Origin of the sequence: Paraburkholderia antibiotica, assembly GCF_012927125.1 — a bacterium.
Classification (GTDB): domain Bacteria; phylum Pseudomonadota; class Gammaproteobacteria; order Burkholderiales; family Burkholderiaceae; genus Paraburkholderia; species Paraburkholderia antibiotica.
In genome coordinates, this window is the sequence record NZ_JABBFZ010000025.1 from 58391 (window position 1) to 77049 (window position 18659).

Genomic DNA, 18659 nt, shown 5'->3' on the forward strand with positions numbered 1-18659 from the left:
CCATTAAGTAGGTGTACGGAGGACTCCGCGCGGGCGGAGTCCGCTATCGATCAGGGGGCGGCCGCGGCGACCGCTTCGCTCGTCGGCGTTCCCGCCGGCGCTTCGTCAGCCCAGGGCTGCGGCAGCGTCGCGAGCGTCAGTGCGCCTGCGATCGGCTTGCCGCGATAGAAGTTCGCGAGGTCCGTTTTCATCTGCGGGCGTGCAACGTCGTCCAGATAAATCATATGCCCGCCCTGGAAGAAGTTCACCTGCAGGTTCGGATTGAGACCCTGAACGGTCTTGAGCCGCGCGAGCTGCTTCTCGGTATTGAAGAACGGCGTGGCGAGATCGTGGAAGCCGTTTTCCGCCAGCACCTTGAGTTGCGGATTCAGCTTGAGCGCGCCGAGCAGATCGGGAATCGTGTCAGGCAACGGCTGGCCGCCGTGCGAGAAATCCCACACCTCGATGATCGCGTCGTTCAACGGCATATACGTCGCGTTCGGCGCCGTGTAGCCGAGATAGTCCGGCATCTGCGTGGCCAATGCGTTGGTGAACGGCTGCGAGATCAGGATATCCGATGGGTCGCCGTCGGTCTGCAGGCGCGGGTCCGAGTTCGGCAACGACACGCGTCCGTCGTAGCGGCCGATAGTCGAGCCCAGCACCAGCGTCAGGTTGAACGGATTCACGTTGAAATAGCCCTGGAGCGCCGGCAGCGTCAGGCCCGATTCGGCGGACCAGACTCGCTCGAGCCACGTGGGCGGGAAGTTCGGCGGCCCCGCGAAATTCGGCGCGCCGAGCTGGCTCAGTGTCCAGTACAACGAATAATTCTTGAACAGGTTGTAGTTGGCGGTCACGAACGCTTCGCTGCGTAGCGCGTAAAGCGCCTGATTCACGGGTGGTGGCGAGACCTGGTTGTAGTAGGCCGCCACTGCCGCATAGCCCGGCATGTAGCCGCTCAGCGTGTCGGTCTCGAGCGCGAGCTGATCGGTCGAGCCGGTGATGGCCACCGCCTCGATCGCGTCCGCGAAGTAGTTCAGGATCGACGATTGCAGCGTGATGCCGGTCAGATGCACGCCGGCGGATTCGAGCGCGAGCGCCAGAATGTCGGTGCGAGGCGTGCCGTACGATTCACCGTACAGATAGATCGGCGAACTGCTGCGCGCGTTGACGTTCAGATAGCGCACGATGAAGTCGCGCATGATGTTCGCGTCCGCATCGGTGTTCCAGTAGGTCTGGTTCGTGTTCGGCAGGACTGCTTCGGAAAGACCCGTTCCCGGCGGATCGATGAAGACGAGGTCGGTCGTGTCGATCAGGCTCTCGGTGTTGTTCACCAGCGGAAAATTCGGCCAGCTCGTGCCGTTGAGTTGCGGATCGGTCGTGGCGACGCGGGTCGGCGCAAACGAGCCGAGGCGCAGCCAGATCGACGAGGAGCCGGGCCCGCCGTTATAGACGAACGTGACGGGACGCGGCGTGCCGTTCGTGCTGGGCGCGGTGTAGGCGACGTAGGACATCGTCGCTTCGGGTGCGCCGCTCTTCAGATCCATCGCGGTCAGGTGGCCAGTGGTTGTGGTGTAGTTGACCGTGGTGCTGCCCGAGCTCCACTGATAATGCATGACGGCCGCTTTCTCCGTGACTTGCGACGCGGCAAGACCGCCGCTCGCATTCGTCGAATAGGCGATCAGATCGGTGTAGGGCTGATTGGCGGAGGGTGTCTGAGGCGTGGATGCGGCCTGGGCCTGATTGGCGACCTGCTGCGCCATGCTGGTCGGCACCGCCGAAGCCGAGGAACCGCCCTCGCTTCCGCCACAGCCCGCGAGCACCATGATTCCCAGTGTCAGCATGCCGAGCACGGCGAGCCGGCCTTGACGACGGACATCGCCATCGTCAGTAGTCCTTCTGTCTGGTTTCATCTCATTCCCTGGTGATGGATACACCTGCACAAAGGCCGCTTTTGCGAGTCGCGCGCGCTGGGGATTGAATAGTCCGCACCGCACTCGGGGACACGCCGCGGTTGCATGGACAGCTTTCTGCCGATTCTTTCTGTCGATTATTAATTCAAAATACTTTCGATGAAATTTCTAATAACTTTCGATAAAAGATTTTTGAATGGCCAAAGAAATTCCCTGCCGATTTAGATCGACATTTCAAGAGGGATTTAAAATTGAATCTTTCCGATGCTTACAGCAAAAAGGAAAATAGGTGGTGAGATGGCGTTTTGTCAAGGATCGCCGATTGATTATGCGATTCGAGCGCGGCGGGGGGCGAAGCGAGTCGACGTGGCCTTGCGGTGCAGCAGGGACGCGGGCCCCGCTGGTGGGCGCTGCTGGATGGGCTTGTGTGCTGTTTATCCGAAGTGCATTAAATAATGGAATGCGTGCGGCAATGTTTCTGAGATGTTTTTCGGAATTATTTCCGCTACGATTAATCGTGAGAATGGTAAATTTAACCGGCGATAATTGAAGAAAATTAAGGATTTAAAGTGGATGGCGGAGCGTAAAGTGCCGGGATGTTTTTTGAAGCGTGAGAAGCCGGCGATCCTGTCGAGCCGGCTTGTGGCGATTCATCTGCCGCAAGCCGGCTCGGTGCCGTCACTGCCCGTTGCCGTACAGATCGAGCAGCATCAGCGTCACGCCATTGGTCCAGCCGAAGCCGTCCTGCAACGGATATTCGCCGCCGCCGCCACCGCCTTCTCCCGCTCCTTCAACCACATATTTCTCGACCAGCTTCTGCTGCGTCTTGTAGACGTTCTCGACGTCCGCGAGAAAGCGCGTGCCGATCGGCTTCGCGAGATCGGCGCGTCCATAGCGCTTGAGTCCCTGAATCGCGATCCAGTGCAGCGGCGCCCAACCGTTTGGCGCATCCCATTGCTGCGTGGTGTTGTAGGTCGACGTCGTGAGTCCGCCGTCCTTGAGCAGCACGTTCTGCACGGTCTGAGCCGTCTTCCACGCACGATCGGGCCAGGCCACGCCGGCCATCAGCGGATACAGCATCGCCGGCGTCTGGTTGTCGCGTGCGCGTCCGAGTTGCCAGTCGTAATCACCGTAATAGCCCTTGCTATTCCACAGATAGCGGTTGATGCCCTCCGCGCGCTTCGTCGCATAGCCGATGAACTGCGCGACGCAGCCGAAGTCGCGCGTGAGGGCGCAGCCGCGTGCGATCGTCGTCTCGAGATGGAATAGCAGGCTGTTCAGATCGACCGGAATGATCGACGTGGTGCGCACGGTCGCGAGGGTCTGGTTGTCGCCGAACCAGCGCGAGCTGAAATCCCAACCGCTTTCGGCCGTCGCGCGCAGATCGCGATAGACCTCGTTGGCCGGCCGCCCGCTTGCCTGCTGCGCGGTCTGCACGTCCTCGAGATACGATTCGTTGCGCGGCGTGTCCAGCTCGTCCCAGTAACGGTTCAGCACCGTGCCGTCTTTCAGCACGACCACGTTGCGTGTCGCGCCGCCGCGCGGCGTGCTGCCGGCGCCTTGCATCCAGTACGCGTGTTCCTTGCGCAGCGCAGGCAGGTACTTCTGATAAACCGTATTGCCTTCTTTCTGCGCGGCGAGTTCGACCATGTACGAATAGAACGGCGGCTGCGAGCGACTCAGATAATAGGTGCGATTGCCGTTCGGAATATGGCCGAAGGTATTGATCAGGTACGCGAAGTTGTCGAGCATGTCGTCGACGAGATCTTCGTGGCCCGACTCCTGCAGCCCGAGCATCGTGAAGTAGGTGTCCCAGTAGTAGCCTTCGCGAAAGCGGCCGCCGGGCACTACATACGGTTTGGGCAACGGGATTAGCGAACTGTAGTCGGGTGCGCTGGTGGTCGTGCGCGTGAGCCCGGACCACAGCCAGTCGATATGATCGCGCAGGCTCTGGTTGGGCGGCGGCGTGATGCTTTGATCGGGCGGCGGCGTGAAGTACTGGTTCACGAAGGTCTTCAGCGAAAAATTCGGCTGATTCTTTTGTGATTCGTACAACTGCACGATGGTTGCGGGGTCGCCGTTGGGTGTCGAGTCGACGAAGGTCTTCTGATCGTCGAAGATCTGCGCGGTCTGCACGGCGACGAACAGATCGCCGTACAGGATGTCGGGCGCGGGCGGCAGCGGCGCGCCGACCTGAGTATCGGCGAGACAACTCGCGGACGCGAAGACGAGCGTGGCGATACAGGTCGCGCTCAGCGCGATTCGCGAATGCCGGCGCATCGAGCGCGTTTCGTGACTTTCGTGACTTCGCGAAAGAGAGAAGCGTGGCGTCAATGCGTAAAGCGCGCGAAGCGGTGCGGCGCCGAATGACGCGTTGTTGTTCGACGCCGCCGCGTCGCTGCGAGACAGTGACAGGATGCTCATGGTGCCTCCAAGGTGGATGGGCATTGCACTGGTCTCTTCGCTTGCCATTCGATGCCGTCTCCCGACGGCATACGCGTCCGGCACGAGGCGGCCGGATCAAAGGCTTCGGAAGCATCGCACGCTTTCGAAGCGGCAGGCAACTGCGATGCACCCTATTCGGCATGCATTCAGCGTGCGGATTGCGTGAGGAGGAATGGAGAAGCGCAGCGATGTACTGGCGTGGACTTCGTTAATTGAACCAATAGCGAACCAATAGCGAAGCAATAGAAGCGTCGTGTGGATGCGCGACCGCGAAAGAAACATCCTGCAGAGCAAGCGACATACCCGCACCAGTCGTTTATCGAACTGGCGCAGGTACGCAAGAGAACATCGGGGAAATTACTGAGCGATAGGCTGGGTCACGTCGGTACCGAACCAATGCATCGAGATCTTTTTCAGCGTGCCGTCCTGCTTCATTTGGGTCAGCGCATCGTCCAGTGCTTTGGCGAACTTCGGATTGTCCTTGCGGAACGGGATGCCCATTTCCTGATCGGCGCCCTTCAGCACCGCGCCGATACGCAGCGGCAATTGCGAGTTCTTGATGATGTACGGCAGCATCAGGCGGTCGTCGATCGTTGCATCGATACGCTTCGCCGCGAGATCGCGCAGCTTTTCAGGTGCGCCCGGATAGGTCAGCACGTTGATGCCTGGGACCGCGCGAGCCATCTGGTCGTAGTTGGTGCCGAGCGTGACACCGATCTTCTTGTCGCCCTTGAATTCCTCCAGCGATTTGAATTCGCGTTTGTCATCGGCCCGTTGGATCAACTGCGCGGCCGAATACGTATACGGCTGGCTGAAATCGAGAATCTGCTTGCGTTGCGGCGTAATGGTGACCTGATTGACGATGACGTCGAACTTGCCGCTTTGCAGCGCCGCGATAATGCCGCTCCACTCGGTCGGAATGAACTCCGGTTTCACGCCGAGCTTCGCCGCGACTGCCTTGGCGACATCGACATCGAAGCCTTCGAGCTGGCCATCTTTATTGCGGGAGTCGAACGGCGGATAGGTGCCTTCGAGACCGATCTTCAGAACACCGGCCCGTTTGACCGAGTCGAGCAGATCCTCGGCATGGGCGGCGACAGCGGTGAAGCTGAAGGACGCAAGGGCCAGCGCGTTGATGAGCAGCAGCTTCGAAAATTTCATTGAGTGTCTCCTCTGTGCTTGAGTATCGGTCTATGTAATGCAACGACGTCCCGATCGGCAAATTGCTTCGGGCTACTCGCGAAGGATGAAGCCTGGTGTGGCGTCTTCGCGGTATGGATTCGCAATCCGGCCGTGGCGGGTCAGGGAATACACGGAACGCGCGGAACAGGCGCCGGGTTGCGTCGGCAATCCTAGCACTTCAAAAGTCGGCTGTTTGGTCTTTGTGCGGCTGTGAGCGGGAGCGCCGCGCTACGCCCTCACCACCGTCACCCCCGCCGCTTCGATTGGCTTCGTCAATTCCGCGCTGGTTTTCTTTTCGACCACGATCGTCTGCGCAAGCGTGATGTCGCCAATCACGAACGGCGACGCGGCATTGAGTTTCGACGACGACGCGAGCACGACTGTTTCCGCCGCGCGCGCCGCGAGCGCACGCTTGATCGCGGCCTCTTCGAAGTCGCCGGTACTCAGGCCCGCGCTGGGATGCACGCCGGTCACGCCCATGAAGTACAGGTCCGCGTGAATGCGCGCGATGCCTTCCATCGCGGCGGCGCCCACCGCGACGATCGAATGTTTGTAGAGCCGCCCGCCGATCAGAATCACATCGACGCAGGGATGAGCGGCGAGCGCAACGGCGACGCTCGGACTGTGCGTGACGATGGTCGCCTGCAGATCGGACGGCAGTTCGCTGACCAGTAGCGCCGACGTGGTGCCGCCGTCGATTATCACGGTTTGCCCCGGCGCGATCATGTCGACCGCCCGTCGCGCGATGCGCCGTTTGGCGGTCGACTCGATGTCCCGACGCTGCTCGAACGGTGCGACGGCAGGCGATGCCGGCAATGCGCCGCCGTGCACCCGCTGTAGCAAACCGTCCGCCGCCAGTTCGCGCAGGTCGCGGCGGATCGTGTCTTCCGACACGCCGAACGTCGCGCTCAATTCGCCGGCCAGCACCTGGCCGTTGTGCGCGAGCTCGTCGAGAATCGCTTTCTTGCGTTGGGTCGTCAACATAGGAATGCACGAAAAATCTTGAAATTGCACGAAATTGCACGATACCATGAGTTCACTCGCAGATCGACAGGAGGCATCATGGCCGCAACGAAAGACCGGGTTCGCATCATCGGTACGACCTTGCTGTCGGACGACTGGTACACGCTGAAGAAAGTCACGTTCGACTTCCTGCGCCGCGACGGCACATGGCAGCGCCAGAATCGCGAGACCTACGATCGCGGCAACGGCGCGACGATCCTGCTGCACAGTCCGCGCACCGGCAACGTGATATTGACACGACAGTTCCGCATGCCCGCGTTCGTGAACGGACACGACGGCATGATGATCGAGGCGCCGGGCGGCCTGCTCGACAATGCGTCGCCGGAAGAACGCATCCGGCTCGAAGTCGAAGAGGAAACGGGGTATCGCGTGGGGCAAATCCGCAAGATTTTCGAAGCCTATATGAGCCCGGGATCGGTGACCGAGAAGCTCTACTTCTATGTGGGCGACTACGATGCGTCGATGCGGATCAACGAAGGCGGCGGTGTCGAGGAAGAGGGAGAAGACCTTGAAGTGATCGAAATGCCGTTACGCACCGCGCTGCGATTGATCGACGACGGTGAAATTGTCGACGGCAAGACGATCATGTTGTTGCAGTACCTCGCGTTGCGCGAAGCCGGCGACAGAGATTCAACGTGACGTCGCGGCAATCGCAGCTTTAGGACGGTTCGTGACAGCACACGCAAAGCTTGTTTCCATCGACATCGCGGAAGTATGCGCCGTAGTAGTGCGCGTGATATTGCGGGCGCAGACCGGGCGCGCCCTCACATAGCGCGCCGTGTGCAATCGCGCATGCGTACGCACGATCGACGGTCGGCCGGTCACGCGCAAGCAGCGCGATCATTTGTCCGTTGCCGCCGTACGCCGCTTTGCCGTTATACGGTTTGCCGATCAGCAACAGCGGCCGCGGCACATCGGCTTGCATCCAGCCGGCCCATGGCTTGTCGCGTTCGCAGAATTTGAGCTGATGCCCGAGTGCTTGCATCAATGCCGAATACAGTTCGAACGCGTAATCGAAGTCATTTACGCCGATAAAAACGTGCGATATCACGTTGCGTCTCCCGTCGATCGCCAGAGCGGTGTGCTTTACCCACAAGCCAGATCATAGATCAGTTCGTTTCTGCAACGACGGCGCGTGGCGTGGCGCGTGTTTCGGCGGAGTACTCGCGGAAGGGAATAGCGAATTGGTAGACGCGACGTGGCAGGCGTGATGGCGCACCTCGCCATCACGCCTGCCGGATTCGACTGAGACAATTGAGGCAGTTACCGCATCATCGCGACACCACGCGGCGGCGGAGGCGGCGGCGCGTAGCGATCGTCGGTGCGCGCAAAGCTGACGATTTCCACGCGGCGATCCGGCTGCAGACAGGCCACGAGGCTATCGCGCGACTGATTGTCGGAGCAGTGCGTGATCGGATCCTGTTCGCCGAGACCACGCGCGTTGACGCGATCGGCCGGAATGCCTTGCTGCACGAGCATTGCCTTCACCGCATCGGCGCGACGTTGCGACAGCTGCAGGTTGTACGAGGACGAACCGAGCCGGTCCGTATAGCCGCGCACTTCGATATGGCCGAAGCGCGACGCGTTCAGCTTTGCCGCGATGCTGCGGATGTCGGCGCGACCGCCCGGCAGCATGTCGCGGAGGTCGCCGCGGTCGAACGAGAACAACGCATCGGCCGAGAGTCGCATCACCTGAGAAACGGGCGCAGCCATCGGTGCCGGCGCAGGCGGCCGCGCAAATCCGGCGCGACGCTCGACCGTATTCCAGCGGCCCGGGACCCACACATAACGGCCATACTGCCAGCCCCAATAGCCGCGCTCCCATTCGTAGCCGACGCGCGGAGCGGGCGCGGCTTCATAGACCGGTGTCGGCGGCGCGAGCACCATCACCTGAGCCGAGGCAGGCGCGATGCTGCCGAACCATGCGGCGGCGAGTGCGCCGGTCGTTGCGAGTGCGATTGCAATGCGGCGACGCCGGTTGCGGATGGTGTCGTTGATATGAGCGTTTTTCATAATGTCTCGTGCAAAGAGTTGGTCTTGAATGCAGAGCGGCGAATGAGTGTTCGTGCCGTGATTGAAGGCTAATGGTTTGCACGATGAAAAGTCTTTGCGGAGTGTAAGCAAACGTCGGCATCGCAGTGACTGGCCGCTGGCGTGGAAAGAGGGGCGTCGACGGGGATTGACGCGTTGACGTGCCGGTTCGTGTGGCGAGTGGGGTAATTCAGGGTAATAAAGCCTGGGGAGTGCGATACACGTGTTAAACGAGTGTCAAATGACGGAATCAAGGCGACGAAAGGTTCGCAAGACGCGACGAATACATATGTCCGAATCCGGCCAGAATGGTCATGCAACTTCCGCTACAGTTGCGTCATGAAGCTCGACCCCGACACCTGCTATCAGACCTTGCTCGCGCGAGATCGCCGTTTCGATGGCTGGTTTTTCGTCGGGGTCTCGTCGACGGGGATCTATTGTCGGCCGGTCTGTCCCGTGCGCACGCCGAAGCGTCAGAACTGCCATTTCTTCCTGAGCGCTGCCGTCGCAGAGAAAGCGGGATTTCGCCCCTGTCTGCGCTGCCGTCCCGAGTTGGCGCCGGGCCACGGACTTCTCGATGTCTCCGCTCAGCTCGCGCGTTCCGCTGCGACGCTCATCGAGGAAGGCTTTCTGAACACTGCGGGTATTCCGGAGCTTGCGGCGCGAGTTGGCGTGACCGATCGTCATCTGAGACGGATCTTCGATACGGAATATGGCGTATCGATCGTCGAATTTGCACAGACGCAGAGATTGCTGATGGCCAAGCGTCTGCTGACCGACACATGCTTGCCCGTCACGCAGGTCGCTTTAGCGGCCGGCTTCGGTAGCGTCAGGCGATTCAACGATCTTTTCCTCCACAAATACGGTCTGAATCCGCGGCGATTCCGCAAGACGATCGATACGAATGTGCCTGACATCGTCTCTTTCGCGCTCGGATACAGGCCACCGTTTTGCTGGTCCGAAGTACTGGCCTTTCTCAAGCGCGCGCAAATCGATGGTGTCGAAAAAGTGGGTGACGGGTGTTATGAGCGAGCCGTAGAAATAAAGCGAGGCGAGCGGAGCTTCGTTGGCTGGATCAGCGTAACGAACGATTCGCGCCGGTTTATGGTCAACGTGACGATGCCGACTACCTTGATCCCGGTTCTGACCGAAGTGCTTGCGGGCGTTCGGCGAACGTTCGATCTTTCGGCTCGTCCCGATCTCATCGATACGCACCTTGGTGATCTGGCCGCCGGGTATCCCGGCATGCGAGTACCGGGAGCATTCAATGGTTTCGAAATCGCCGTTCGCGCCGTCGTCGGACAGCAGCGCTCTCTATCGGATACGCCAGCGATTCTTTCGCGCGTGGCGGAACGTTTTGGAACGGAGGTAACGGCGCATGATGCGCTGACGCGGACATTCCCGTCTGTTGTGTTGTTCTCCCGATTGCCTCTCTCCGCTCTGGAGGAGACGGGTATCACGCGAGCCCACGCTGAAGCGATTGTCGCGCTTGCCGATGAAATATTGACCGGGCGGCTCATGCTCGAACCGGCTGCCCCGCTGGAGAGCACGCTGCACGCGCTGCGGCGTATTCGCGGGCTCAGCGAATGGGCGGTGCAATACATCGCGATGCGTGCACTTGGATGGCCGAACGCGTTTCCCGAGGACGACGCGGTGCTGAAAGAGCCGCTGTGCCATTCGAGTGTTGGGGAGCTCAGTCGTCGCGCCAGTCAATGGCAACCGTGGCGAGCGTACGCAATGCTTCACGTGTGGCGCAGAAGTAAAAAAGCGCGCTGACGATCCAGGATTTCCCGACTCGCAACGCCGATTCGTAATACGGATTCGCAACCCCGCATGCATTTCCATGCGGTGCTCAATTCACGTCCATCGCTATGAACCTGATCGAACTTTTTCTGCTCGCGGCAATCTGGGGCGCTTCGTTTTTATTCATGCGAGTCGCCGCTCCCGAATTGGGACCCATTGCGCTGATCGCACTTCGGGTCGGTATTGCCGCGGTCGTATTGGTGCCGGTGCTACGTACGGCAGAAGCACGTAGTCAATTTCGCTCGCGGCTAGGGCCATTGTTTATCGTCGGAGTGACGAATTCGGCGCTGCCGTTTTGTCTGCTCGCTTATTCAACGCTTTACCTTAATGCGGGTCTGGACTCGGTATTGAATGCAACCACGCCGCTTTGGGCAGCGCTGATTGCAGCCACGCTGTTTCGATCGCCAATGGGACTCAGTCAGTCTATTGGTTTGCTGCTTGGGCTCGCAGGCGTGGTCGTGCTCGTGTGGGATACGCTCGGCGCAAGCGCCGGCGGTGTTCCGCTGGCAATTGGCGCCGCGTTACTCGCGACGTTGTTTTACGGCTTCGCCGTGAATTACTCGAAGCGCCACCTCGCGGGGATTCGACCTTTTGTGGTTGCGTTCGGCAGTCAGCTGTTTGCGTCGATAGTATTGGTGCCCCTGGCGTTCTTCGCCTGGCCGCAGCACGCCGTTGCGCTTTCGACGTGGGCGTGTGTGGCGGCGCTCGGTATTGTCTGCACGGGTTTTGCGTATCTGCTGTTCTTCCGTCTGGTCGAGCACGTCGGATCGGCCTACGCGGCGTCGGTGACTTTTCTGATCCCGATCTTCGGTGTGCTGTGGGGCGCGGTGTTTCTCGACGAGAAGATTACGCTAAGGATGGCGGTCGGCTGTGCGACGATATTAGCGGGTACGGCACTGACGACCGGCAAGATTCGATCGATATGGGTACGGACTACATAAAGCGGCGCTCGTTCGAGTCTCTGTGCAAAAAGGCATCCCTAGCGCGATCTACGGGTTTCCCCCAGCCCCACCCATGTCGATTCGTACCTTCACGGCTCGTCGTGAGAGTATGTTCAACCCTCCCGTGAAAGGCGATCACCATGACCACTGGAACTACCGGAACCGTCAAATTTCACCGCGTGCTGCGCGCGACGCCCGAGCGCATCTATCGCGCGTTCCTCGAACCCGATGCGACCGCGAAGTGGTTGCCGCCGTATGGCTTCACGTGCCAGGTTCATCACATGGAGCCGCGCGTCGGCGGCACCTTCAAGATGTCGTTCCGCAATTTCGGCTCCGGCAATGGTCACTCGTTTGGCGGCGAGTACCTCGAGCTGGTGCCGTTCGAGAAGATTCGCTATTCGGACATCTTCGACGATCCGAACCTGCCCGGTCAGATGCAGACGACCGTTTCGTTGCGCCCGGTGTCGTGCGGAACTGAGCTGAACATCGTGCAGGAAGGCATCCCCGCGATGATTCCGGTCGAGATGTGCTACCTCGGCTGGCAGGAATCGCTCGCGCAACTGGCGAAGCTGGTCGAGCCTGAAATCCCGGACTGATCGGCGTCGCCCGCATCGAACCGGCAAACGGGCAATTGCGCGCTCCATAGCTCCCCAGATGGCTAGCTATGGAGCGCGTCAATTTCCCGTCGCGCGCCGCACCTCTCCTGGACACCCGCGAAACGTCCATCAGATACCCATCGGAATGTGCTTCCAACACTCAAAACCCACCCAGGGCAAATGCCCCTTTACATATCAGGTTGCCTGATATTAAATGCTGACCTGAAGCCGGGACTGTGGGCGCGTTTAGCGCGTTCGCAGCACGCCGGCCGCGCAACCGCCCCCCGACTTGCCAGCGTTCAGGATCCAGCCACTATGACGTCTTCTTACCGCGCGCCGCTGCGCGACATGCGCTTCGTTATCGACGAGTGGCTCAATGCCGACACCGTCTGGCGCAACGTACCCGCCTGGGCCGATCTCGACTCCGCGATGGCCTTGCAGATTCTCGAAGAGGCCGCGCGTTTCGTCGGCGAACAGGTCGCGCCGTTGAACGGTGCCGGCGACCTCGAAGGCAGCCATTTCGACGGCACTCGCGTGACGATGCCCGCGGGATTTCGCGAGTCGTATCGCGCGTATATCGACGGTGGCTGGCCGGCCCTCGCAATTAGCGCCGAAGCCGGCGGCCAGGGCTTGCCGCAACTGCTCGAAGTGGCGTTGCACGAAATGCTGGCCGCCGCGAATCACGCGTGGCTGATGTCGCCGGGACTCACGCATGGCGCGAGCGCATGCCTGCACGCGCACGGCAGCGAGTCGTTGAAGGCGCATTATCTGCCGAAAATCGCGAGCGGCGAATGGCTGACCACGATGTGTCTGACGGAGCCACAAGCGGGCACCGATCTCGGTCTGTTGCGCACGAAGGCGGTGCCCGATGCCGAGGTCCGCAGCGAACTCGGCGACGTTTTCCGGATTAGCGGCAGCAAGATCTTCATTACCGGCGGCGATCACGATCTCACCGACAACATCGTGCATCTGGTGCTGGCACGTTTGCCCGATGCGCCGGCCGGCACGCGGGGACTGTCGCTGTTTCTGGTGCCGAAGTGGGTCGATCATGCGGGCGCGTCGGAACCGATGCGAAACGGTGTGCATTGCGAGGGCATCGAGAAGAAGATGGGCCTGAAGGCGAGCCCGACCTGCACGATGCGTTTCGAGCATGCGTTCGGCTGGTTGATCGGTGAACCGCATCGCGGGCTTGCCGCGATGTTCGTGATGATGAACGCGGCGCGTTTGCAGGTCGCGATGCAGGGCGTCGCGCACGCCGAGAGTGCGTGGCAACGCGCGGCCGCTTACGCGGGCGAGCGTACGCAGATGCGTGCCGTTACCACGCCCGCCGATTATGTGGGCGATCCGGCGCAGCCCGCGCCGATCGCGTTGCATCCGGCGATGAGGCGCACGCTGCTCGATCTGCGTTGCGTGGTCGAAGGCGAACGCGCGATTGGTTTCTGGATTGGCCAGTGGCTCGATATCGCCGCGCATCATCCGGACAAACACGAACGCGCGAAGGCGGACCGCTTTGCCTCGCTACTGACGCCGGTCGCCAAGGCCTTCTTCACCGCCAATGGTTTTGCGGCGGCATCGAATGCGTTGCAGGTGTTCGGCGGCTATGGCTACATTCACGAATATGGAATCGAGCAGGCGGTGCGCGATAGCCGCGTGTCGATGCTGTACGAAGGTACGAACCAGATTCAGGCGATCGATCTGCTGGTGCGAAAAACGATTGGCGATCGCGGCGAGAAATTGTGCGAGTTGCTCGCGCACGTGCGCGAAGAAGCCGACGCATGCCAGCGTGCGCAGGCCTTACCTGAAGAACTCGCGCATGCGGGACAAACACTCGCGGCACTCTGCACGAGCGCCTGGCAAATCACCGAAAAGCTCCTCGAACAAGGCGTTGCCGATAAAGAACTGCCTTATCGCGTTGCCGACGATTACCTCGCGATGATCGGTTGGCTGCTGCTTGCCTATGCGTGGGCACGGACGCTACGCATTGCCGAAACCGTCGATACGGACGAAAACTTCTACGCGGAAAAGCGCGCGACGGCCCGCTATTTCTTCGATTACCGCATTGCCGAATTCGAGCATTGCAGGCAGCTTGTCGAAGCGGGCTGTCGCGCGAGTCTGCCGTTCCTGAGCATGGAAACCCTGAACGCTCATTGAGCGGCACCTGAACGCTTGCGGCGGGACGAGCGAATCCTTCGTCGTCCGCTGCCTGCAAGACGCAAAAAAGCAACGACGCAATGGCGTTCAGACTTTCATTGGCACAAGCATTCGGCGCATCGCAAGCGTCAGACACGTCGGACGCATCACCGACGCATCAGAACTTGTGACGAATCCCCACGCGCCACAACGCCTGGCGGTTATTCGACGATGCCGCCGTCACGTAGTCCATCTGCGCCCGCGTGCCGCTGCTGCCGTTCAGGCAGGCGGCCATCGCATACACGTCGGTGCGCTTCGACAGGAAGTAGTCGACCATCAGGTTGACTTGCTGATAACGCGGCTTGTTGCCGGTTGCGCGTTCGTCGACGTCGGTAAGCGTATAGCCGCCACCCACCTGTAGCGCCGGCGAGATGTAATAGCCGAGCCACGCTTCGTAGTTGTTGAAGTTCACGTTCGCGCCGTCGAGTCCCGAATGGAACACGGTGCGGGTCGCATTCAGACCGAACTTGAACGAACCGAGAAGATAAGTCGCGCCAAGCCCGTAGATATCCTGGCTAGTCGCGCTCGGCAAATACTTCGTATACAGCGCGTTTTTCGGCAGCGAATCGTAGACGGCCGCATACGGGCTATTGACGTGCGTATAAGCGGCGGCCGCATACAACGGCCCGCCATTGCTGTAATTCGCGCCCACGCTTACGACGCTATAGGTCGAGAACGATCCGGGTTGTCCGCCGAACGAATAGAGCGCGCCCAGATGGAACCCGCCGAGACTCGGGCTCTGGTATTTGGCCGCATTGTTCACGCGGAACGTACCGTTCAGATTATCGACGTCGCCCGCATGCGCGAAGTAAATGCCCCATTGACCCTGCGCGCTGACCGGCGAGACGTAGTCGGTCATGAACTCGTACTGGCGGCCGAGCGTCAGCGTACCCAAGCGCGAATCGAGGCCCACGTAGGCGCTGCGGCCGAACAGTCGGCCGTTCTGGCCGAGTACGCCGGTCGACGGATCGAAGCCGTTTTCGAGCACGAAGATCGCGCGCATGCCGCCGCCGAGATCTTCAGCACCTCGCAGTCCCCAGCGAGAGCCTTGCGATACGCCGCTTTGCATCTGCCAGTTGCTGTGGCCGTTCTGATTGGTCGTATAAGTGAGGCCTTCATCGACGATGCCGTACAGCGTCACGCTGCTCTGCGCGAATGCCTGGGTTGTCGTGGCGACGCCGGCACAGGCCATCACGGCCGCGGCTAGGGTCCTGGTCTTGTTCATCGGTTTTCCTGATTATGATCTGCTCGCTTTGAGCTTGATTGACGGGCAACATCGTGGTTGCTGACGGCCTGCTCCGGCAGGCTCGGGCGAAAAGCACGTTGAATCTAGAGCGAGCGATGCGGAAAAAATAATGAAAAGACCCGCTGTGGGTAGTCGGAACGGTAATATCTGCGGCGATCCGCGCGTCGTTGCTGGCGCGCGAATCGCGAACACTGGAGGAGATCGAACATGAACAAGGACGTACGCCGCCCGCTCGAGCGTGTTCCGGAGCTGTCGCACGTCTCGCTGTCGCGCAAGCTGAAATTGCAGCAACTGATTCTCGTCGCGAAGGTCATCGACAGCGGCTCGCTGCTGCGCGCGGCAAAAGAACTGGGCATGACGCAGCCGGCGATTACCAAGGCCGTGCAGGAACTCGAAGCGTTCTTTAGCGCGCCGCTGTTCGAGCGTACCAATCGCGGCGTGGTGCCGACCGAACTCGGCAAGCTGCTCGGTCGACGCGCGAAATCGATGCACACCGAACTGCGCTATCTGACCGACGAAATCAACGCGTTGCAGGGCGGCACGGCCGGACATCTGATCGTTGGCACGTTGATCGTCGCGTCGGCGCGGCTCCTGCCGATGGCGATCCGGCTGCTGAAGGAACAGGCGCCCGGCATGCTCGTCACTGTGCGCGAAGCGGCCACCGCGCAACTCTTTCCCGCGCTCGCCACCGGCGATCTGGACATCGTGGTCGGCCGCCTGCCCGAGCGCGAGCTGCCGCTCGCGAGCGCGTTTCCGTTGCAGCATGAGGTGCTTTTCCAGGAGTCGATCTGCGTCGTGGTCGGCGCGAAGCATGCGCTCGCGCTGCCCGCGCGGCCACGTCTGGCTGATCTCGGGAACCTGCCGTGGATCCTGCCGCTCGCCGATTCGCCGACGCGGCTGCGCGCGGAACGATTGTTCCAGGACGCTGGCTTGCCGCTGCCGGCGGATCGCGTCGAGTCGCTGTCGATGCTGACCAACATCGGCTTGTTGCTCGAGCGCGAGTGCGTGGCGCTGATGCCGCGCGCGGCCGCGCAGCAATTCGTCGACGCCGGTCTGCTCGCGATCATCGATCTGCGCGAGGCCGCGGATTTCGGCGCGGTCGGCTTCTCGACGCGCGCGGACAGGAAGATCAGTCCGGCCTGCGAGCGCTTTATTGCGTGCCTGCGCGAGAGCGCCGCACGTATCGCCGAATGAAGCGCTGAATAAAGCGCCGAATAAGCCGCTGAACATGGGCCGATGCGACGGCGCACCACGTCGCGCGTGCGGCCTCTGGTATAGCGAAATGGAATAGCGGCGAACGAAATCGTTATTATTTTTTATGAAAGCGGCCTTTTAGACTCATTGCATCCGTTCTACGCAGGAATCCATGCAGATGAGCTATCCGTTTTCGTTTCCTTCTTCGTCCGCCGTGGGCGCGCCGCCTTTGCTGCGGCATTACATCGGCGGTGAATTCGTCGTAAGCGACGCGCGCTTCGAGAATCGCAGCCCGGTGACGGGCGAGGTGCTCGCGCTGGTCAGCGAAGCCCGTGCGCCCGAAGTGGATCGCGCGGTCACGGCGGCGCGTGCCGCGCTCGAAGGTCCGTGGGGCCGCTTCGACGTGCCGCAACGCGCGGCCTTGCTGAACCGCATCGCCGATTGCATCGAACGCCGCTTCGACGATTTCGTCGCGGCCGAAGTGGCCGATACGGGCCGTCCGGTGCAGCAGGCCCGCACGCTCGATATCGCGCGCGGCGTCGCCAACTTCCGCACCTTCGCGCAACTGATTTCGACCACGCCGAACGAGATGTTCGAAAGCCGCGCGGTCGACGGCTCCGACCAGTTCAGCTACGTGGTGCGCAAGCCGCTCGGCGTGGTCGGCATCATCTCGCCGTGGAACCTGCCGATGCTGCTGATGACGTGGAAAGTCGCGCCGGCGCTTGCAATGGGTAACTGCGTGGTCGTGAAGCCGTCGGAAGAGACGCCTTCGTCGGCAACGCTGCTCGCCGAAGTGATGCACGAAGCGGGCGTGCCCGCCGGCGTGTTCAACCTCGTGCACGGCTTCGGGCCGAATTCGGCCGGCGAGGCGCTGACGCAGCACAAGGACGTGTCGGCGATCACGTTCACCGGCGAATCGCGCACCGGTAGCGCGATCATGAAGGCGGTGGCCGACGATGTGAAGGAAATTTCCTTCGAGCTCGGCGGCAAGAATGCGGCGGTGGTGTTCGCCGACACGGATTTCGACGCGGCTGTCGAAGGCGTGCGCCGTTCGAGCTTCACCAACGCGGGCCAGGTGTGCCTGTGTTCGGAGCGCGTGTATGTCGAGCGGCCGATCTTCGAACGTTTCGTCGCGGCGCTGAAGGAGAAGACCGAAGCGATGAAGATCGGCTATCCGGACGAAGCGAACGTCGACATGGGTCCGGTGATTTCGCACGGCCATCGCGACAAGGTGCTGTCCTACTACCACCTCGCCGTCGACGAAGGCGCGACGGTCGTGACCGGCGGCGGCACGCCGACATTCGGCGACGTGCGCGATGGCGGCGCCTACGTCGAGCCGACCATCCTGACCGGCCTGCCGGACAGCGCGCGCTGCGTGCGCGAGGAAATCTTCGGACCGGTATGCCACATCGCGCCGTTCGACGCGGAAGACGAAGTGATCGGCCGCGTGAACGACAGCGCGTACGGACTCGCCGCCTGCGTCTGGACTACCAACCTGGCGCGCGCGCATCGCGTGTCGAGACAGATGCATACCGGCCTCGTGTGGGTCAATACGTGGTTCAGCCGCGATCTGCGCACGCCGTTCGGCGGCACCAGGCACTCGGGCCTCGGCCGCGAGGGCGGCCGCCATTCGCTCGATTTCTATTCCGAGCTGTCGACCATCTGCGTCAAACTGTGAGGACGTCATGACCGTTTCTTCCCAACTGCTGCCCGAAAAAGCCCGTCCGCGTGGCGCCTATCCTCATCTGAAGCGCGCCGGCGACTTCCTGTTCGTGTCGGGCACGAGCTCGCGCCGTTCCGACAACACCATCGCCGGCGCGCAAGCCGACGCGATGGGCACGATGCAGCTCGATATCCGCGAGCAGACGCGCGCGGTGCTCGATAACATCCGCGACATTCTCGCGACCGAAGGCGCGACGCTGAAGGACGTGGTCGAGATCTGCACGTATCTGGTCAACATGAACGATTTCGGTGGCTATAACGCGGTATACGGCGAGTACTTCGACGTCGAAGGTCCCGCTCGCACGACGGTCGCCGTGCACCAGCTTCCGCATCCGCATCTGGCCATCGAAATCAAGGCGGTCGCCTACAAGCCGCGCTAAGGACGCGCCGCGCCGCC

Annotated in this window: 15 protein-coding genes; 8 read left to right on the plus strand and 7 right to left on the minus strand. The window is 61.3% G+C overall.

From position 1 onward, the window contains the following. Positions 1–50: 50 nt before the first annotated feature. The 4 genes from HHL14_RS28630 to HHL14_RS28645 form a co-directional block, all read right to left on the minus strand. Positions 51–1889, minus strand: coding sequence for a S10 family serine carboxypeptidase-like protein (locus tag HHL14_RS28630; RefSeq protein WP_169500965.1), 1839 nt, complete (start codon positions 1887–1889; stop codon positions 51–53). Between the two features lie 678 nt (positions 1890–2567). Continuing rightward, the gene (treA, locus tag HHL14_RS28635; protein WP_230413246.1) at positions 2568–4313 is read right to left on the minus strand and encodes an alpha,alpha-trehalase TreA; all 1746 of its coding nucleotides are present in this window, start codon (positions 4311–4313) and stop codon (positions 2568–2570) included. Positions 4314–4691: 378 nt separating this feature from the next. Continuing rightward, positions 4692–5495, minus strand: a complete 804-nt coding sequence (locus HHL14_RS28640; RefSeq protein ID WP_169500966.1) for a transporter substrate-binding domain-containing protein — start codon at positions 5493–5495, stop codon at positions 4692–4694. Between the two features lie 249 nt (positions 5496–5744). Then, complete coding sequence (locus HHL14_RS28645) at positions 5745–6500, minus strand: DeoR/GlpR family DNA-binding transcription regulator (RefSeq protein ID WP_169500967.1); 756 nt, start codon at positions 6498–6500, stop codon at positions 5745–5747. A gap of 78 nt (positions 6501–6578) precedes the next feature. Between HHL14_RS28645 and HHL14_RS28650 the strand changes: the two genes are divergently transcribed. Further along, positions 6579–7178 carry an NUDIX domain-containing protein gene (locus HHL14_RS28650; protein ID WP_169500968.1) on the plus strand — a complete coding sequence of 200 codons (600 nt, stop codon included), beginning with the start codon at positions 6579–6581 and terminating at the stop codon, positions 7176–7178. Positions 7179–7197: 19 nt separating this feature from the next. On the opposite strand, the gene HHL14_RS28655 is transcribed toward HHL14_RS28650, so the two are convergent. Together HHL14_RS28655 and HHL14_RS28660 are read right to left on the minus strand one after the other, a co-directional pair. After that, positions 7198–7590, minus strand: a complete 393-nt coding sequence (locus HHL14_RS28655; RefSeq protein ID WP_169500969.1) for a VOC family protein — start codon at positions 7588–7590, stop codon at positions 7198–7200. Positions 7591–7802: 212 nt separating this feature from the next. After that, the gene (locus HHL14_RS28660; RefSeq protein ID WP_169500970.1) at positions 7803–8552 is read right to left on the minus strand and encodes an OmpA family protein; all 750 of its coding nucleotides are present in this window, start codon (positions 8550–8552) and stop codon (positions 7803–7805) included. A 357-nt stretch (positions 8553–8909) separates the two neighbouring features. Between HHL14_RS28660 and HHL14_RS28665 the strand changes: the two genes are divergently transcribed. The 4 genes from HHL14_RS28665 (at position 8910) to HHL14_RS28680 (ending at position 14061) form a co-directional block, all read left to right on the plus strand. Beyond that, entirely contained in the window at positions 8910–10346 is a 1437-nt protein-coding gene (locus HHL14_RS28665) for a DNA-3-methyladenine glycosylase 2 family protein (protein WP_169500971.1), read from the plus strand. A gap of 95 nt (positions 10347–10441) precedes the next feature. Further along, a complete protein-coding gene (locus HHL14_RS28670; RefSeq protein ID WP_169500972.1) occupies positions 10442–11314 on the plus strand; it encodes a DMT family transporter in 873 nt (290 codons plus the stop codon). 140 nt (positions 11315–11454) lie between these two features. Further along, positions 11455–11910 carry an SRPBCC family protein gene (locus HHL14_RS28675; protein ID WP_169500973.1) on the plus strand — a complete coding sequence of 152 codons (456 nt, stop codon included), beginning with the start codon at positions 11455–11457 and terminating at the stop codon, positions 11908–11910. A 315-nt stretch (positions 11911–12225) separates the two neighbouring features. Beyond that, positions 12226–14061, plus strand: a complete 1836-nt coding sequence (locus HHL14_RS28680; protein WP_169500974.1) for an acyl-CoA dehydrogenase — start codon at positions 12226–12228, stop codon at positions 14059–14061. A 157-nt stretch (positions 14062–14218) separates the two neighbouring features. Here HHL14_RS28680 and HHL14_RS28685 read toward each other — a convergent pair whose 3' ends face one another. Next, positions 14219–15325 (minus strand): porin, encoded by a 1107-nt coding sequence (locus HHL14_RS28685; RefSeq protein ID WP_169500975.1) that lies wholly within the window; start codon positions 15323–15325, stop codon positions 14219–14221. 228 nt (positions 15326–15553) lie between these two features. Between HHL14_RS28685 and HHL14_RS28690 the strand changes: the two genes are divergently transcribed. From HHL14_RS28690 to HHL14_RS28700, 3 genes are all read left to right on the plus strand, one after another. Continuing rightward, on the plus strand, positions 15554–16540 hold the full coding sequence (locus HHL14_RS28690) for a LysR substrate-binding domain-containing protein (protein ID WP_169500976.1): 987 nt from the start codon (positions 15554–15556) through the stop codon (positions 16538–16540). A gap of 178 nt (positions 16541–16718) precedes the next feature. Continuing rightward, positions 16719–18218: a 2-hydroxymuconic semialdehyde dehydrogenase gene (locus HHL14_RS28695; RefSeq protein ID WP_169500977.1), complete on the plus strand. Its 1500-nt coding sequence runs from the start codon at positions 16719–16721 to the stop codon at positions 18216–18218. Between the two features lie 7 nt (positions 18219–18225). Next, entirely contained in the window at positions 18226–18642 is a 417-nt protein-coding gene (locus tag HHL14_RS28700) for a RidA family protein (protein ID WP_169500978.1), read from the plus strand. The last annotated feature ends 17 nt before the right edge of the window (positions 18643–18659 follow it).

Coding starts and splice junctions, on each gene's coding strand:
- HHL14_RS28665 (WP_169500971.1), top strand. CDS start 8,910: ATGAAGCTCGACCCCGACACCTGCTATCAGACCTTGCTCGCGCGAGAT.
- HHL14_RS28685 (WP_169500975.1), bottom strand. CDS start 15,325: ATGAACAAGACCAGGACCCTAGCCGCGGCCGTGATGGCCTGTGCCGGC.
- HHL14_RS28630 (WP_169500965.1), bottom strand. CDS start 1,889: ATGAAACCAGACAGAAGGACTACTGACGATGGCGATGTCCGTCGTCAA.
- HHL14_RS28695 (WP_169500977.1), top strand. CDS start 16,719: ATGAGCTATCCGTTTTCGTTTCCTTCTTCGTCCGCCGTGGGCGCGCCG.
- HHL14_RS28670 (WP_169500972.1), top strand. CDS start 10,442: ATGAACCTGATCGAACTTTTTCTGCTCGCGGCAATCTGGGGCGCTTCG.
- HHL14_RS28680 (WP_169500974.1), top strand. CDS start 12,226: ATGACGTCTTCTTACCGCGCGCCGCTGCGCGACATGCGCTTCGTTATC.
- HHL14_RS28700 (WP_169500978.1), top strand. CDS start 18,226: ATGACCGTTTCTTCCCAACTGCTGCCCGAAAAAGCCCGTCCGCGTGGC.
- HHL14_RS28660 (WP_169500970.1), bottom strand. CDS start 8,552: ATGAAAAACGCTCATATCAACGACACCATCCGCAACCGGCGTCGCCGC.
- HHL14_RS28675 (WP_169500973.1), top strand. CDS start 11,455: ATGACCACTGGAACTACCGGAACCGTCAAATTTCACCGCGTGCTGCGC.
- HHL14_RS28645 (WP_169500967.1), bottom strand. CDS start 6,500: ATGTTGACGACCCAACGCAAGAAAGCGATTCTCGACGAGCTCGCGCAC.
- HHL14_RS28640 (WP_169500966.1), bottom strand. CDS start 5,495: ATGAAATTTTCGAAGCTGCTGCTCATCAACGCGCTGGCCCTTGCGTCC.
- HHL14_RS28690 (WP_169500976.1), top strand. CDS start 15,554: ATGAACAAGGACGTACGCCGCCCGCTCGAGCGTGTTCCGGAGCTGTCG.
- treA (WP_230413246.1), bottom strand. CDS start 4,313: ATGAGCATCCTGTCACTGTCTCGCAGCGACGCGGCGGCGTCGAACAAC.
- HHL14_RS28650 (WP_169500968.1), top strand. CDS start 6,579: ATGGCCGCAACGAAAGACCGGGTTCGCATCATCGGTACGACCTTGCTG.